This is a genomic window from Delftia deserti (assembly GCF_042653485.1).
Classification (GTDB): domain Bacteria; phylum Pseudomonadota; class Gammaproteobacteria; order Burkholderiales; family Burkholderiaceae_C; genus Comamonas; species Comamonas acidovorans.
In genome coordinates this window covers 4,039,747-4,054,457 of sequence record NZ_JBHSIH010000001.1, presented here as the reverse complement: position 1 = coordinate 4,054,457, position 14,711 = coordinate 4,039,747, and the positions used below count along the sequence as shown (strand labels likewise).

The 14,711-nt window shown below is 65.6% G+C and carries 15 protein-coding genes and 1 pseudogene; 6 read left to right on the top strand and 10 right to left on the bottom strand.

Annotated features, from left to right (window positions below; translation table 11 throughout):
* Positions 1-43: 43 nt before the first annotated feature.
* Complete coding sequence (locus ACFPFG_RS19440; RefSeq protein WP_380107876.1) at positions 44-496, top strand: PaaI family thioesterase; 453 nt, start codon at positions 44-46, stop codon at positions 494-496.
* Between the two features lie 373 nt (positions 497-869).
* On the opposite strand, the gene ACFPFG_RS19435 is transcribed toward ACFPFG_RS19440, so the two are convergent.
* Together ACFPFG_RS19435 and ACFPFG_RS19430 are read right to left on the bottom strand one after the other, a co-directional pair.
* Complete coding sequence (locus tag ACFPFG_RS19435) at positions 870-1,133, bottom strand: hypothetical protein (protein ID WP_380107874.1); 264 nt, start codon at positions 1,131-1,133, stop codon at positions 870-872.
* A pseudogene (locus ACFPFG_RS19430) lies at positions 1,040-1,343 on the bottom strand (hypothetical protein); the annotation flags it as partial. The pseudogene ACFPFG_RS19430 and the gene ACFPFG_RS19435, both read right to left, overlap by 94 nt.
* A 293-nt stretch (positions 1,344-1,636) precedes the next feature.
* On the opposite strand from ACFPFG_RS19430, the gene ACFPFG_RS19425 reads away from it, so the two are divergent.
* The 3 genes from ACFPFG_RS19425 to ACFPFG_RS19415 all read left to right on the top strand — a co-directional run bounded on the left by ACFPFG_RS19425 (position 1,637) and on the right by ACFPFG_RS19415 (position 3,347).
* Positions 1,637-2,119: an Hcp family type VI secretion system effector gene (locus ACFPFG_RS19425; protein WP_183021195.1), complete on the top strand. Its 483-nt coding sequence runs from the start codon at positions 1,637-1,639 to the stop codon at positions 2,117-2,119.
* 111 nt (positions 2,120-2,230) lie between these two features.
* Complete coding sequence (locus tag ACFPFG_RS19420) at positions 2,231-2,773, top strand: hypothetical protein (RefSeq protein WP_312373575.1); 543 nt, start codon at positions 2,231-2,233, stop codon at positions 2,771-2,773.
* Positions 2,763-3,347 carry a hypothetical protein gene (locus ACFPFG_RS19415; RefSeq protein WP_380107871.1) on the top strand — a complete coding sequence of 195 codons (585 nt, stop codon included), beginning with the start codon at positions 2,763-2,765 and terminating at the stop codon, positions 3,345-3,347. The genes ACFPFG_RS19420 and ACFPFG_RS19415 overlap by 11 nt, the downstream gene beginning before the upstream one ends.
* Positions 3,348-3,424: 77 nt before the next feature.
* Here ACFPFG_RS19415 and ACFPFG_RS19410 read toward each other — a convergent pair whose 3' ends face one another.
* The 8 genes from ACFPFG_RS19410 to ACFPFG_RS19375 form a co-directional block, all read right to left on the bottom strand.
* The gene (locus tag ACFPFG_RS19410) at positions 3,425-3,970 is read right to left on the bottom strand and encodes a hypothetical protein (protein WP_380107868.1); all 546 of its coding nucleotides are present in this window, start codon (positions 3,968-3,970) and stop codon (positions 3,425-3,427) included.
* A gap of 138 nt (positions 3,971-4,108) precedes the next feature.
* On the bottom strand, positions 4,109-5,176 hold the full coding sequence (locus tag ACFPFG_RS19405) for a Bug family tripartite tricarboxylate transporter substrate binding protein (protein WP_197954377.1): 1,068 nt from the start codon (positions 5,174-5,176) through the stop codon (positions 4,109-4,111).
* Positions 5,177-5,363: 187 nt separating this feature from the next.
* Complete coding sequence (locus ACFPFG_RS19400; protein WP_380107865.1) at positions 5,364-6,236, bottom strand: HpcH/HpaI aldolase/citrate lyase family protein; 873 nt, start codon at positions 6,234-6,236, stop codon at positions 5,364-5,366.
* A gap of 23 nt (positions 6,237-6,259) precedes the next feature.
* On the bottom strand, positions 6,260-7,267 hold the full coding sequence (locus tag ACFPFG_RS19395) for a tripartite tricarboxylate transporter substrate-binding protein (protein WP_312373567.1): 1,008 nt from the start codon (positions 7,265-7,267) through the stop codon (positions 6,260-6,262).
* 103 nt (positions 7,268-7,370) lie between these two features.
* On the bottom strand, positions 7,371-8,735 hold the full coding sequence (locus ACFPFG_RS19390; RefSeq protein WP_012202139.1) for an MmgE/PrpD family protein: 1,365 nt from the start codon (positions 8,733-8,735) through the stop codon (positions 7,371-7,373).
* A 41-nt stretch (positions 8,736-8,776) separates the two neighbouring features.
* The gene (locus tag ACFPFG_RS19385) at positions 8,777-9,991 is read right to left on the bottom strand and encodes a CaiB/BaiF CoA transferase family protein (protein ID WP_183021189.1); all 1,215 of its coding nucleotides are present in this window, start codon (positions 9,989-9,991) and stop codon (positions 8,777-8,779) included.
* A gap of 141 nt (positions 9,992-10,132) precedes the next feature.
* Complete coding sequence (locus tag ACFPFG_RS19380; RefSeq protein ID WP_012202137.1) at positions 10,133-11,299, bottom strand: acyl-CoA dehydrogenase family protein; 1,167 nt, start codon at positions 11,297-11,299, stop codon at positions 10,133-10,135.
* Between the two features lie 190 nt (positions 11,300-11,489).
* Positions 11,490-12,398: an HTD2 family dehydratase gene (locus ACFPFG_RS19375; RefSeq protein WP_183021188.1), complete on the bottom strand. Its 909-nt coding sequence runs from the start codon at positions 12,396-12,398 to the stop codon at positions 11,490-11,492.
* A 207-nt stretch (positions 12,399-12,605) separates the two neighbouring features.
* On the opposite strand from ACFPFG_RS19375, the gene ACFPFG_RS19370 reads away from it, so the two are divergent.
* Complete coding sequence (locus ACFPFG_RS19370; RefSeq protein ID WP_016452187.1) at positions 12,606-13,523, top strand: SDR family NAD(P)-dependent oxidoreductase; 918 nt, start codon at positions 12,606-12,608, stop codon at positions 13,521-13,523.
* A gap of 159 nt (positions 13,524-13,682) precedes the next feature.
* The gene (locus ACFPFG_RS19365) at positions 13,683-14,576 is read left to right on the top strand and encodes a MaoC family dehydratase (RefSeq protein ID WP_197954372.1); all 894 of its coding nucleotides are present in this window, start codon (positions 13,683-13,685) and stop codon (positions 14,574-14,576) included.
* Positions 14,577-14,711: the final 135 nt, after the last annotated feature.

Sequence of the window (14,711 nt, the reverse complement as noted above, 5' to 3'; positions counted from 1 at the left end):
CACGCCAGTCTCGAGCGCCGCGCCCAATGCGATGATCATGTCCATGAATACACCCATCAAAGACTACCCGGCCAACCCCTTCGAAGGCGAGGCGCCCGGCATCCTCTTCGGCCTGCCCATGCCCATGGCCCGCGCCATGAAGCTCAGCGGCGAACGCATCGGCGAGGACCACGCCCAGGTCCGCATGGGCTTTCAACCGGACCAGGCCAACAGCCGCGGCGACGTGCACGGCGGCGCCATCGCCTCGCTGCTGGACTGCGCACTGGCCTCGGCCTGCCGCTCGCACGACCCCACGGCCTTCGGCGTGGCCACCATCGATCTCACGCTGCACTATGTCTCGGCCGGCAGCGGCGACCTCATCGCCACCGCCCACTGCGAGCGGCGCGGCCGCTCCATCAGCTTCGCGCGCGGCGAAGTTCGCTCCGAGGACGGCACCCTGGTGGCCCTGGCCACCGGCACCTTCAAGCTGATGGCGCGTGGCGGGGCTCAGGCCTGAGTGATCACCTCTATCGCTGGCGCACGGCACGCCCCCAGGAAATACCGCCTCATCTGAAGCGGTATTTTTTGAAGACACTTATTGTTACCTCCCTGACAAGGACGAGAAAGATTCCACTATTCCCCCAAGAGCAATCTTGCCGTATGACTGCATTCCGGCAGGCTTGTACATACCCAAATGACTGGCAATTCACTCAAACAGGAATGATGGCTATTTCCCAGACATGCCTGGCCAGTCAATAATTGCCCTTCGACCCGGGGCTTACAGCCAGAATTCAACTGCCAGTGCATGTTGATTGAGCCAAGAACTCTCGCACTCAAGTCATCGCTTCATCATGAAAGGCAGAGATGGCAATGTACGGATTCTTGAGGGTTCACACAGACAGCAGAAAATCACCAGCCTTTGGCAATCCGGTGCCGTTCTGTTTTTGGAAATATCTTTCCAGCCCTATTTTCATTGTTTTTACTTTGATACTGGGCGTCTTTCCCCATGCCAACGCTGATACCCGGCTTGCCCGACCAGTTCCAGAATCCCAGCGGCTGATCATCGAGAACGATAATTTATCGGCGGACACGTTTTCATCCGCATGCCGGGGCGTGCCACCAGCGTTGATGCGCACCAGCAGGCGCGCCACCACATCGGTGGATCGGTGGGGTCGTCCTGCAGGGCACCTCCATAGGCGATCAGGCGCAACGTCCTGGCCGTGATCTCCTCGCGCGACAGCGGACAGCGTATTGCCCGGATCGCCCTTGGGCTCTTCCACGCGGCCGTGCAGCGTGGGGCCATCGGTGGTGAGCCCGGTGACCTTGCCGATCCAGCGCTGCGGGTAGGCGGCGTCGACCTCAGGTCAATCACACCATCATTCACAAGCATTGTTTCTATATGAAATATATGAAACAAATTATTCAATTCATGCGCTACATTCCGGGCGCCTTGCTTAGGAAGATAGGCCAAAGTCAGCGATGAATTGATTGCAATGCTAATCAAATAACCAGCTACAACCATTGCACGAATGCATTCAGCAGAGTCATAATCTTCATCCATCCAAAATAATCGCACCTCAAAAGAATCGATCAATGGAATCTTCTGGAGGTCGACACTATCGCGCTCCGCTCAAACTCGTATCATGAAAGATAGAAGATGGCAATAGATATGTTCTTGAAGGTATCTGGGGCTACAGGCGAATCACAGGACGCCCAGCACAAGGGATGGACGCATGCCACCTCATTCACCTGGGGTGCAGCCCAATCAAACAAGATGGCCTCCGGCGGAGGAGCAGGCGCAGGAAAAGTCTCATTCCACGATCTCAATATCGTAGCCATGATTGACAAATGCTACCCTGCGGTCCTCAAGCACTGCTCGACCGGCAAGCACATTGACCAAGTTGAAATCGACATGTGCAAAGCGGGTGGAGATCAAATGATCTTCGGCAAAATCACGTTATCCGACGTATTAGTGACATCCGTTTATGTCGATGGTATTGGAGCCAATGACATGGCAACTGTTCACTACACATTTCAGGCCGCGAAAATTAAAAATCAGTATTGGGAACAAAATAGCCATGGTGGCAAAGGTTCGGAAAGCCAAATGAGCTTCAACATCAAGGAAAATCGAGAGATCTAATAAATAAAATAATCAACAGCATATGATATCAAGCTACATAGGTATATGAGCACCATTCTCGTTTCATAGTAAAAATCGTTATCAGACCTACTAGATAATGCGGAGTAACCAATGCCAGAATTAAGCGGACCTGCTTGGGTCGGTCGGTTTCCAACAAGCACAAGCACAAACGATCTTTCAGGAAATTTCAGAAATAACGTCGATCGCTTCATTTCTGCGCTTGAAGCCGGTGGTGCTCGCGTTAGCATATCCGCCACTTTACGCCCTCCGGAAAGAGCATATCTGATGCATTACTCTTGGCGAGTTGCTCGAGAGAATCTGGCCCCTGATTCAGTACCAGCCTTGGCAGGAGTTGATATAGATTGGGTGCATACAAATGGCGCAGGAGAAACCGACATAAGTGTTTCACGCGTTGCCGCTCGACAAATGGTGGCTGGCTACGAAATCGTCTACAAACCGGCTCTCTCCTCGAATCACACTCTTGGTAGAGCAATTGACATGACGATCACCAACTACGTCGGCAAAACATTCAACGATGCGTCCAACAAAGCTACCAAGGTGAATTCAGCAGTTGATCTTCATACATTGGGTGCAACTTTCGGCGTGAAGAAGCTAGCTTCCGATCCACCACACTGGTCCGACAATGGCCACTAATTCCAATGCCCGCATCGCCTCTGTGCGAGTCCTCTCGTTCATCATCTATCTCACCTACACGGCCGCAGCACAAGCCAGTGCCTCCTTTCCCCCCATCAGCCTTCTCGACGCCCGCAAACCACAAGCCGCCATCGCAGTATCGGGCGGCTCCATAGCAGCCACGGGCCAGCAGCACTACTTTCGTCTGGCGCCTGAATCCAGCCAGACACCCGAATGCTGCGTCACCACAGGTCAACCGGCGGAAAGCAGCATCCTGCGCTACCAGGGCAAAACGGGCACGGAGGCTGTTGCAGCGGATGCACGTGCGGCGTTGTTCATGCCACCCGTCGCCGAGGGATTCATTGGCCTGCAACTGGCCGAGGGTGCGAGAGTCCGGGTGCTGGGTCCGCAGCGCCTGCTTGTCTGGTGGCCGGATCGGCCGGGGCTGACGCGGGTGGATCACTGCCTGTCCCGCGAAGGTCTGCATGTGCAGTGGCGTGAGCAGGTGGCAAGCGGAAGATGGGCAGGCGCGCAGCACTACTACCTGCCGCTGGGCATGGACGTGGAGCCCGACTGCGCCCCACCTGCCCGATAGCGCGCGCCGTGCCTTGCCCCCAGATCGCGGCGCGCACAAGGAAAGCGCATGCCGCGCTTTCCTTTTCACTCAAGCGGTCAGAGCCGCTTTTCCTTGGCCTCGATCAGCTTCTGCATCAGTTCGCAGACCTGCCTGGCCTGCTCCTGCGTGATGTCGATGTTCTCGATCACCGAGCGCTTGAACTTGATGCCGTTGACTGCGCCGCTGTTCTCGATGAAGCCCAGCGTCAGGGTGCGGTTCAGGAAGTAGATGACGGCGGCGATGCCCCAGCCGATCAGCATGACCACCAGGCCTGCAAAAAAGCTCTGGGCCATCATGGACCCGCCCATGAACAGCGACAGGGCACCGATGGCCAGCGCCGTCTTCCAGGGCTTGTGATAGCCGTAGTAGGTGGAGCAGATGCCCTGCAGGGGGATCAGGCGCGACTGGGTGCCCGACAGCGAGGCGCTGCTGAACTCCAGGCGCTCGCTGCCCACGCGGATGGTGGTGGTGGGATCGATGTTGACCTTGGACAGGATCCAGGCGACCAGACCGCCTTCGCGGCCTGTGATGGCAATGTGGTTGCCCTTGTCGTCCATGGGTTGCTCGCTGGCCTTCCAGGCCTTGATGACCAATGCACTCACGGTAATACCCCCTCTTGAATGTTTGAGAAACCACGGGCTGTCCCGTCATGGCATTGCACCACCGGGGCCGCCTGAGGAGGGGCGATTACAGCACAGGGCGTGGGTGCAGCCTCGGGCAGCCAGGGCCGCTGTGCGCCATCAACCGGGCTGCACCCCCGCCGCCTGCAGCAGCCGCCCCCAGACTGGCGCCTCCTGCGCCCAGGCCTTGCCGAAGCGCTGGGGCGTGTCGTCATCCACGGGCACGAAGCCGGCCGCGATGATGCGGGCCGTGCCTTCGCGGCTGGCCACGGCGCGGTTGGAGATCTCGCCCCATTGCCGCGTGAGGTCGGCCGGCAGGCCCCTGGGGCCGGCGATGGCCAGCCAGCCCGACAGTTCCATGGCCTCGTGGCGGTAGCCGGCCTCGGCAAAGGTGGGCACCTCGGGCAGCAGGGGCACGCGGCGCGTGCCGGTGACGGCCAGGGCGCGCAGCTTGCCTGCATCGATATGGGGCTTGAGCGTGAGCAGGCTGCCCATGCCGATGGGGATGCGTCCGCCCAGCATGTCCTGCACCATCAGCGCCTCGCCCCGGTAGGCCGCATGCGCCATGCCGGCACCGGCCATGTCGCTGAGCACGGCGCAGGCCAGGTGGCCGTGCGAGCCTATGCCGTAGGAGCCATACGAGAGCTTGCCCGCGTTGGCCTGGGCCCAGGCCATGAATTCGCGCAGGTGGGTGGCGGGCACGTCGGCCGTGACCACCAGGGCGATGGGCGCCATGCACACGCGCGACAGGGGCGTGAGGTCGGTCAGCGGGTCGTAGGCGGTCTTCTTGTAGAGGTATTTGTTGGTGAGCATGGTGGAGGTGGTGCCCAGCAGCAGGGTGAGCCCGTCGGGCGCGGAGCGGACCACCATCTCGCCGCCGATCAGTCCGGCCGCACCGGGCTTGTTGTCCACCACCACGGTCTGGCCCAGCTGCTGGGCCATGCGCTCGCCCAGGATGCGCGCAATCACGTCGGTGGCGCCGCCCGCCGCAAAGGGCACGACGATGCGCACGGGCCGCGTGGCAAAGCCGGCCTGCGCCAGCACGCTGGCGGGCCCTGCCGCCACGGCGCCGGCCGCCAGGGCCAGCGCCTGGCGCCGATTCAATCGGTCATCCAGTCGGTCATCAAATCGGTCCTTCAATTGGCCGTTGAATCCGCTGTTCGATGCCGTCCCCGAGATCACTGCCATCACACGCTCCTTTGCCTGGGTGCCACCATGGGCGGAGACACCGGATCAAGAAACCGCCGTCTCGAAATCAATCGAGTTGGCCAAGCGTATTCGAGGCAGATGGATTCACCATCAGGGAAATCATTGGACTGCTTGCACCAGAATCAGAAAACTCTTGATGAAAACCGGCCTTTCAGTCTCATTTTCATCAAGATCGTGCTGCAGGTCTCTGTTGCGCCCAGGCATGGCGCAGCAGCACCTGTTCGGCCTGCTTGAGCACGGGCGCATCGACCATGCGGCCGTCCAGCACGCAGACGCCGCCTCCGGCCTCGGCCAGGGCCTGGCGCAGGCGCTGCGCGTGGGCCACGGCCGCTGCATCGGGGTCGAAGACGGCGTGCAGGGGCTGGACCTGGGCCGGGTGGATGCACAGCTTGCCGCCAAAGCCCATGCGCCGCGCGCGTGCCGCGTCCTGGGCCAGCCGCTCGGGGTTGCGCGTGTCCACCGTCACGCCGTCCACGGCCGCGCCGATGCCGGCGCGGCGCGAGGCCAGGACCAGGGCCATGCGCATGGGCAGCAGTTCTTCCTCGCCCTGCTCGCAGGCCATGCCCGCATCGACCTGGAAGTCCAGGTGGCCGAAGGCCAGGCGCACCACCTGGGGGGCGGCGGCCAGGGCGTCGGCCGCGTCCAGGCCGGCCACGCTTTCGATGAGGGGCAGCACGGCTGCCCGTGCACCGGCAGCCTGGGCCACCGCATGCAGGGTCCGGGCGCGCTCGGCCTTGGAGACCATGGCGCCGGCCACGCCCTGCTCCACCAGCTGCGCCAGCGCGCGCAGGTCATCCGCATGCCAGGGCGTGCCTTCGGCGTTGATGCGCACCAGCAGGCGGGCACGGGCCGGGCCTTCGAGCGCACCCACGGCCTGGGCCAGCGCCTGGCGGGCGCCGTCCTTGTCGGCCGGGGCCACGGCGTCCTCCCAGTCGGCGATGACCATGTCGGCGCCGCTGTCCAGGGCCTTGCCCAGGCGCTCGGGCCGCGTGGCGGGGACGAAGAGAAAGGAAGTGGCCTGTCGCGCCAGATCGTGCATGCGGATGTCCTTGGGAGAGCGGTTTATTCGGCCGAGACGCCTGCGGCCTTGATGACCTTGTCCCAGCGCGCCACCTCGGCCTGCAGGTGGGTGCGCAGGCCTTCCGGCGTGGCCTTGTCGGGCGTGACCAGGTCGGAGCTGAGTTCGGCGATGCGCTTTTTGACGTTCTCGTCCTTGATGGCCACGTTCAGCGCCTTGTTGATGGCCATGACCACGTCCTTGGGCGTGCCCTTGGGCGCGTACATGCCGTGCCAGACCTTGACGTCGAAGCCCTTGAGGCCCTGCTCGTCCAGCGTGGGGATGTCGGGCAGCGAGGACAGGCGCCTGGGCGTGGTCACGCCGAAGACCTTGGCGCGCTGGCCGTCCTTGATCACGGGCACGGTCTGCGTGGTCTGGTCGCACAGCAGGTCCACCTGGCCGCCCATGAGGTCGTTCATGGCCGGGCCTGCGCCCTTGTAGGGCACGGTGGTGAGCTTGACGCCCGCCTGGTGCATGAACAGCATGCCGCACAGCTGGGAGACGGCGCCGATGCCGGCATTGGCCAGCGAGACCTTCTCCTGGTTCTTCTTCACGTAGTCCAGCAGCTCGGCAAAGTTGTTGGCCGGGAAGTCCTTGCGCGACAGCAGGGTCATGGGCACGTCCAGCACCTGGCCGATGTACTCGAAGTCCTTGAGCGGGTCATAGGGCAGCTTCTTGTACAGCGCAGGCGCCGTGGCCATGCCCATGTGGTGGATGAGGATGGTGTAGCCGTCGGCCTTGGCCTTGGCCACGCGGTTGGGCGCAATGGTGCCGCCCGCTCCCACGGTGTTCTCGACCAGCACGCTCTGGCCCAGCACCTGTCCCATGGGCACGGCCAGCAGGCGCGCCACCACATCGGTGGGGCCGCCAGCGCTGTAGGGCACGACGAGGACGACGGGCTTCTCGGGCCAGGCCGCGGCCAGGGCGCCGGTGGTCGTCCCGCCGGCGGCTAGGGCGCAGGCGGCGGCCGCTGCGTAAACGAGGCGGCGGCGGAAAGAAGTGGTGCGTTGCATGGTTTGTCTCCTGTGCACTTGGGTGGAAGCGGGAGGCGCTCTGTGGCGGCGCCTTTCCCATGGATTCGCCGGCCGGGGCCGGCGCGAAAACTCAGTCAAAAACTCAGTCAAGCAGGCGCTGCACGCGCGGCCAGTGCGCGATCTGCCACAGCCGCGCTACGGCGGCCTGTGCGGGGTCGTCCTGCAGGGCACCGCCATAGGCGATCAGGCGCAGCGCCTTGGCCGTGATCTCCTCGCGCGACAGCGTGTTGCCCGGATCGCCCTTGGGCTCCTCGACACGGCCGTGCAGCGTGCGGCCATCGGTGGTGAGCACGGTGACCTTGCCGATCCAGCGCTGCGGGTAGGCGGCATCGACCTCGGGGTCCAGCACCATGCCCACCTTCTCGCGCAGGGCCACGGTGGTGGCGGCCAGGTATTCGTTGTCGAACTCGTCCAGGCCCGCATGGCCGTGGCGTGCGGCCAGCGCCAGCACCGTGCCCATGGAGAACTTGCTCTGGTGCACCGTGCCGGGATCGACCACGGGGCCCAGCACGTCGATGGCGCCCTGGTGCACGTGGCAGGTGACCTGCGCCAGGTCGGCGGGGGCCAGGCCGTGGTCCTGCATGACCTGCAGCAGCGCGTCGGCGGCCGGGTGCGTGTGGCGGCAGGAGGCATGCCATTTGAACGAGGTCTCGGCCGTGGCCCAGCGCGTGCCGATGCCGTCCGTGAGGCGCGTGGGATCGGCGTCCGTGGACATGCCTGCCGCCAGGCCCTGCGGCCCGGTGAAGATGTCCTGCGCACCGGTGAATCCGTCCCGGGCCAGATAGGCCGACATCAGGCCCGCAGCGGCCGCATGCGCCGTGTGCAGCTGCTTGCTGTCGGCGCCCGTGCGCAGGAACTCCCACAGCCCTGCCGACTGCGTGCCGGCCGAGCCGAAGGCATGCTGCATCTGCGCGGGCGTGAGGCCCAGCAGCCGGCCCACGGCGGCCGCGGCGGCCAGGGTGCCGGCCGTGGCCGTGGTGTGGAAGATGCGGTAGTGGCTGCGGCCCAGGAACTCGCCCACACGGATGCCGACCTCGTAGCCGGCCACGCAGGCGGCCATGAGTTCGGCGCCGCTGGCGCCGATGCTCTGCGCCACGGCCAGCGCGGGCGGGAAGACCACGGCCGCGGGGTGGAAGACCGAGCCGTTGTGCACATCGTCCTGCTCGGCCACATGCGAGGCCGCGGCATTGGCCAGGGCCGCCATCATGGGCGAGGTGGTGTCGGCACTGCCCAGGATCTCGCTAGGCCCCTGCGCCGGCCCCTGGGACAGCGCAAAGCGCGTGATGCTCTGCACGGGACGCGCGCCCTGGCCTGCGAGCACGGAGCCGAACCAGTCCACCCAGAGGTCTTCGGCGCGCTGCTGCACGGCGGCGGGAACGTCGTCCCAGCGCAGCGAGGCAGCGAATTGGGCCAGCGGATGGATGCTCACTTGGGTGTCGTTTTTCATGGGTTGGATCTCCGGCGCATTCTTGGGCATGCGCCCTGGTTTCAGGGGGCGGTTTTTCCCGGGGGCGGGCACAGGGCGGCGATGCGCTCGGCGCTCCAGCCCAGCTCGGCCAGGATGGCGGCGCTGTGCTCGCCCACGGCGGGCACGGCCTCCATGCGGTAGTCGAAGGCGCTGTTGGCGCCGGGCGGCAGCAGGGCCTGCACGGGCCCGGCCGGCGTGTCCACGCTGCGCCAGCGCTGGCGTGCGGCCAGCTGCGGGTGGCTCCAGAGTCCGGCCATGTCGTTGACGCGCGCATTGGCAATGCCGGCCGCATCCAGCCGCTGCACCACCTGGGCGGCATCCAGCGCGTTGAACACGCCCAGGATCAGCGCGCGCAGCTCCTCGCGGTTGGCGTTGCGGCGCGCATTGCTGTCGAAGCGCGCATCCGCGGCCAGCGCGGGCTGCAGCAGCACCTGTTCGCAAAAGAGCTTCCACTCGCGTTCGTTTTGCAGGCCCAGCATCACCGTGCCACCATCACCCAGGTCCTTGCCGGCCTCGAACGGCCCATAGGGATAGATGCTGGCGTGCGAGGCGCCGGTGCGCGGCGGCGGCGGCGCGCCGTCGAAGGCGTAGTACATGGGGTAGCCCATCCACTCGCCCAGCGCCTCCAGCATGGACACGTCGATGTGGCTGCCCTCGCCCGTGCGCCCGCGCAGCAGCAGGGCCGACAGGATGTTGGTGTACGCATACATGCCGGCCGCGATGTCGGCCACCGAGATGCCGGCCTTGGACGGTACCTCGGGCGTGCCCGTGACCGAGAGAAAGCCCGCCTCGCTCTGGATCAGCAGGTCGTAGGCCTTCTTGTCGCGGTAGGGGCCGTCGGCGCCGTAGCCGCTGATGTCGCAGACGATGAGGCGCGGGAAGCGCTCGCGCAGAGCCGCATAGGACAGGCCCATGCGCGCGGCCGCGCCGGGCGCCAGGTTCTGCACCAGCACGTCTGCACCCTCCAGCAGCTGCAGCAGCGCCTGCATGGCCTCGTCCTGCTTGAGGTCCAGCGCCAGGCTCTGCTTGCTGCGGTTGATCCAGGTGAAGTGCGAGGACTGGCCCTGCACGCGCTGGTCATAGCCGCGCGCAAAGTCGCCGCTGCCGGGCCGCTCGACCTTGATCACGCGCGCGCCCAGGTCGGCCAGCTGGCGCGTGCAAAACGGTGCGGCCACCGCATGTTCCAGCGAGACGACGGTGGTGCCGTCAAGCGGCCGAAGACTTTGCTTTTTCATATTGAAAATCCATTGCACTTTGGCGCCGCCTGTGCAACTGGCACGGCCCAAGGCCAGGGACACCGAGGAAGGGCCGCCCCGCTCCGAGGGTGTCGTCCCCCTTTGGGGGAAGGCGCGTAGCGACTCAGGGGGTACTTCATTTCAGAACGAGCGGGGGAGACCGAGGATGTGCTCGGCCACGTAGGAATAGATCAGGTTCGTGGAGATCGGCGCCACCTGGTACAGGCGCGTCTCGCGGAACTTGCGCTCCACGTCGTATTCGCAGGCAAAGCCGAAGCCGCCGTGGAACTGGATGCAGGCATTGGCCGCCTCCCAGCTGGCCTTGGCCGCCAGGTACTTGGCCATGTTGGCCTGGGCGCCCATGGCCTGGTTGGCGTCGAACATCTCGCAGGCCTTCCAGCGCATGAGGTTGGCGGCCTCGACCTCGATGAAGGCATCGGCAATGGGGAACTGCACGCCCTGGTTCTGGCCGATGGGGCGGCCGAACACATTGCGGTCGCGCACGTAGTTGGTCACGCGGTCCAGGAACCAGTAGCCGTCGCCAATGCATTCGGCCGCAATCAGCGTGCGCTCGGCATTGAGGCCGTCGAGGATGTACTTGAAGCCCTTGCCTTCCTCGCCGATCAGGTTCTCCTCGGGGATTTCCAGGTTCTCGAAGAACAGTTCGTTGGTCTCGTGGTTGACCATGTTGGGGATGGGGCGCACGGTCAGGCCGCTCTTCTGGGCCTCGGCCAGGTCCACCATGAAGATGGACATGCCCTCGCTCTTTTTCTTCACCTCGGCCAGCGGCGTGGTGCGCGCCAGCAGGATCATCCAGTCGCTGTGCTGCACGCGGCTGATCCAGACCTTCTGGCCGTTGACCACGTAGCGGCCATCCTTCTTGACGGCGCTGGTCTTGATCTTGGTGGTGTCCGTGCCCGTGGTGGGCTCGGTCACGCCCATGGACTGCAGGCGCCATTCGCCCGAGGCGATGCGCGGCAGGTACTTCTCCTTTTGCGCCTGCGAGCCGTGGCGCAGCAGCGTGCCCATGTTGTACATCTGGCCATGGCAGGCGCCCGAGTTGCCGCCGCAGCGGTTGATCTCTTCCATGATCACGCTGGCCTCGGTCAGGCCCAGGCCCGAGCCGCCGTACTCCTGCGGGATCAGCGCGGCCAGCCAGCCGGCCTTGGTCAGCGCGTCCACGAAGGTCTCGGGATAGGCGCGCTGCTCGTCGATCTTGCGGAAATACTCGTCGGGGAACTCGGCGCACAGCGCACGGATGGCGTCGCGGATTTCGGGGAAATTGTTGGAAAGCGTGTGTTCGATCATGGTGGTCTCAAGGCTTTATGGTCAGCGCCTTCACAGCGCGGAATGTGTTGAATACCAATTCAGTTATCGCAGCGGGAGCCAAAGCCGGCGCCGCCCAAAGCAAGGGACACCGAGGAAGGGCCGCCCCGCACCGAGGGTGTCGTCCCCCTCCCCCGCGAAGCGGGTAGAGAGGGGGAAGGCGCGAAGCGACTCAGGGGGAGACACTTGCCGTGCCGGTCATGGTCAGCCAGCCCTCGTGGTCTTGCGCCCAGAGTTCGACGGTCTTGCCGTCCGCAGAAGGCTTGCCGTGCACGCTGAAGGCATGCAGGTCGAAGGTGGGGCGCACGGCCTTGAACTCGAAGGACAGCACCTGCGCCTGGGGCAGCTCGCGGCGCAGCAGGTCCAGCAGCAGGGTGGCGATCAGCGGGCCGTGCACGATCAGGCCCGGATAGCCTTCGACACCTGTCACATAGCGGCGGTCGTAGTGGATGCGGTGGCCGTTGAAGGTCAGGGCCGAGTAGCGGAACAGCAGCACGTCGTCGGGAACGATGGTGCGCGACCAGGTTTGCTGGCCGTCCAGCGGCGGCTTCTGGGGCGTGGGCGCGGGATCGCCGGGCTGGGCAGCGGCGCGGTAGACGATGTCGTGCTCCTCGGTCAGCGCCAGGCCCTGGTCGTTGCTGTAGGCATGCTCGACCAGCACGAACAGCAGCTCGCCCGAGCGGCCGCTCTTGTGGCTGACCGAGCCGATGGTGGAGCGGCGCTGCACCTTCTGGCCCACCTGCAGCGCGTTGCCTGCCTCCCAGCGCAGGCGCCCGCCGGCCCACATGCGGCGCGGCAGCGGCACGGGCGGCAGAAAGCCGCCACGGCGCGGATGGCCGTCGGGGCCGATCTCGCTTTGGCGTGCATGGGGCAGGAAGTACATCCAGTGCCACAGCGGCGGCAGCGCCGTGCCGTCGGCGGGCTCAGGGTCTTCCCTGTCCAGCGTGGCCGACAGCGCGGCCACGGGCGCGGCCGTGATGCTGTCTGCCAGGGTTTCGCTGCGGCCCTGCCAGGACTGAAGGTGCGCCAGCGCGGCGGCGTCGAGGGTGTCGGTAGCTTGCTTGTCTGTCATGGCCGCCATGGTCGGTGCAAGCGCGGCGGCCCGCAATCCGCGTTTTCTTAAGCAAGCCTTTGGCCGCGCCGAAGGCTGGGCCGGCGCAGGTTGGCCGCCGCTGCTTTCATTCCCGCGAAGTCCGCCCTTGCGATTGCCGAATGGCGCGGCCCGGCGTTTGCCGGCATGCTTGGTTCCGACTTCTTTCCAACGAACACTGAACGGGGACGACAGGCCATGGCGCAGAAAATGATGCAGGACAAGGTAGTGGTGGTGACGGGTGCCGGCGGCGGCATCGGGCGCGACATGGCGCTGGCCATGGCGGCCGAGGGCGCCAAGGTGGTGGTCAACGACATCGGCACCTCCACCACGGGCGAGGGCACGGACGCCGGCCCGGCCCAGAAGGTGGTCGATGAGATCAAGGCCGCAGGCGGCCAGGCCGTGGCCAACACCGACAGCGTGGCCGAGGCCGCCAGCGCGGGCCGCATCGTGCAGTGCGCCGTGGACAGCTTCGGCCGCATCGACGGCGTGGTCAACAACGCCGGCATCCTGCGCGACCGGTTCTTCCACAAGATGAGCCTGGACGAGTGGGACGCCGTCATCAAGGTCCACCTGTACGGCAGCTACTACATGAGCCGCGCGGCCGCCAACCATTTCAAGGAGCAGGAAAGCGGCGCCTTCGTGCACATGACCTCGACCTCGGGCCTGATCGGCAACCTGGGCCAGGCCAACTACAGCGCGGCCAAGCTGGGGCTGACGGCCCTGTCCAAGTCCATCGCGCTGGACATGCAGAAGTTCAACGTGCGCTCCAACTGCATCGCGCCGTTCGCCTGGAGCCGCATGATCGGCTCCATCCCCACCGACACGCCCGAGCAGCAGGCGCGCGTGGCCAAGATCCAGCAGATGACGCCCAACAAGATCGCCCCGCTGGCCGTCTACCTGCTGTCCGACGCGGCCCGCGACGTGAACGCCCAGGTCTTCGCCGTGCGCAACAACGAGATCTTCGTCATGAGCCAGCCGCGCCCGCTGCGCTCGGTGCACCGCAGCGAGGGCTGGTCGCCCCAGTTCATTGCCGAGCACGGCATGCCGGCGCTCAAGGCATCGTTCGTGCCGCTGGACCGATCCGCCGACGTTTTCAGCTGGGATCCTGTTTGAACGACACCCCCTGAGGCGCTACGCGCCTTCCCCCTCTCCTGCGGGAGGGGGACGACACCCTCGGTGCGGGGCGGCCCTTCCTCGGTGTCCCTGAGTCGGGCCGCGCCAGTTGCGAGGGTTGAAGCGCGCCAGCGCAATCAACCACTGAGAGGAACCGTGATGGCCATCAGCTATCAGCACCTGAAACAGCGCCCCTTCGAGCCCGTGCGCCAGCACTATGGCGAGCGCGACACCATGCTCTATGCATTGAGCCTGGGCCTGGGCAGCGATCCGCTGTGCCCCGACGCCCTGCCCTTTTTCTACGAAGGGGCGCCCGGCGGGCTGCGCGCCCTGCCTTCGCAGGCCGTGGTGCTGGGCTACCCGGGCTTCTGGGCGCGCGAGGCCGATACGGGCATCGACTGGGTGAAGCTGCTGCATGGCGAGCAGCGCATGCGGCTGCACCGCCCGCTGCCGGCCAGCGCCGACGTGGTGGGCCACAACCGCATCACGCACCTGACGGACAAGGGCGAAGGCAAGGGCGCCATCATGGTCACCGAGCGGCGCCTGGAGACCGCCGGGGGCGAGCTGCTGGCCACCGTGCAGCAGGTCAGCTTTCTGCGCGGCGATGGCGGCTACAGCCTGCTGGACGGCGGCCAGCCCAGCGACGCGCCCCTGGCGCCGCTGCGCCCCACGCCGGAGGACCGCGCGCCCGACTTCACCGACGCCCAGGCCATACGCCCCGAGGCCGCGCTGCTGTACCGCCTGATGGGCGACTACAACCCGCTGCATGCCGACCCGGCCGTGGCGCGCAAGGCCGGCTTCGAGCGGCCCATCCTGCATGGCCTGGCCAGCTACGGCCTGGTGGCCCATGCCGTGCTGCGCCAATGCGGCGACCGCAATCCCGCGCGCCTGAAGGCGCTGGATGTGCGCTTCACCGCGCCCGTCTATCCCGGGGAGACCCTGGTCACCGAGATCTGGCGCACGCCCGATCAGCCCTGCCAGCTGCAGTTGCGCGCCCGCGTGCTGGAGCGCGACAAGATCGTCCTGAGCCACGGCTACGCCGAACTCGCCTGAATGGATCACCCCCTGAGTCGCTGTGCGCCTTCCCCCTCTCTCGCTTCGCGGGAGGGGGACGACACCCTCGCTGCGGGGCGGCCCTTGCTCGGTGTCCCTGGCTTGGGACATGCCGATTTGGACGCCTCGTCAAAG

Bases quoted from the DNA above. Each gene is read 5' to 3' on its own strand.
- ACFPFG_RS19385 (WP_183021189.1), bottom strand. From the start codon at position 9,991: ATGAAAAAGCAAAGTCTTCGGCCGCTTGACGGCACCACCGTCGTCTCG.
- ACFPFG_RS19400 (WP_380107865.1), bottom strand. From the start codon at position 6,236: ATGCACGATCTGGCGCGACAGGCCACTTCCTTTCTCTTCGTCCCCGCC.
- ACFPFG_RS19425 (WP_183021195.1), top strand. From the start codon at position 1,637: ATGGCAATAGATATGTTCTTGAAGGTATCTGGGGCTACAGGCGAATCA.
- ACFPFG_RS19390 (WP_012202139.1), bottom strand. From the start codon at position 8,735: ATGAAAAACGACACCCAAGTGAGCATCCATCCGCTGGCCCAATTCGCT.
- ACFPFG_RS19370 (WP_016452187.1), top strand. From the start codon at position 12,606: ATGGCGCAGAAAATGATGCAGGACAAGGTAGTGGTGGTGACGGGTGCC.
- ACFPFG_RS19375 (WP_183021188.1), bottom strand. From the start codon at position 12,398: ATGGCGGCCATGACAGACAAGCAAGCTACCGACACCCTCGACGCCGCC.
- ACFPFG_RS19415 (WP_380107871.1), top strand. From the start codon at position 2,763: ATGGCCACTAATTCCAATGCCCGCATCGCCTCTGTGCGAGTCCTCTCG.
- ACFPFG_RS19440 (WP_380107876.1), top strand. From the start codon at position 44: ATGAATACACCCATCAAAGACTACCCGGCCAACCCCTTCGAAGGCGAG.
- ACFPFG_RS19405 (WP_197954377.1), bottom strand. From the start codon at position 5,176: ATGGCAGTGATCTCGGGGACGGCATCGAACAGCGGATTCAACGGCCAA.
- ACFPFG_RS19420 (WP_312373575.1), top strand. From the start codon at position 2,231: ATGCCAGAATTAAGCGGACCTGCTTGGGTCGGTCGGTTTCCAACAAGC.
- ACFPFG_RS19395 (WP_312373567.1), bottom strand. From the start codon at position 7,267: ATGCAACGCACCACTTCTTTCCGCCGCCGCCTCGTTTACGCAGCGGCC.
- ACFPFG_RS19365 (WP_197954372.1), top strand. From the start codon at position 13,683: ATGGCCATCAGCTATCAGCACCTGAAACAGCGCCCCTTCGAGCCCGTG.
- ACFPFG_RS19380 (WP_012202137.1), bottom strand. From the start codon at position 11,299: ATGATCGAACACACGCTTTCCAACAATTTCCCCGAAATCCGCGACGCC.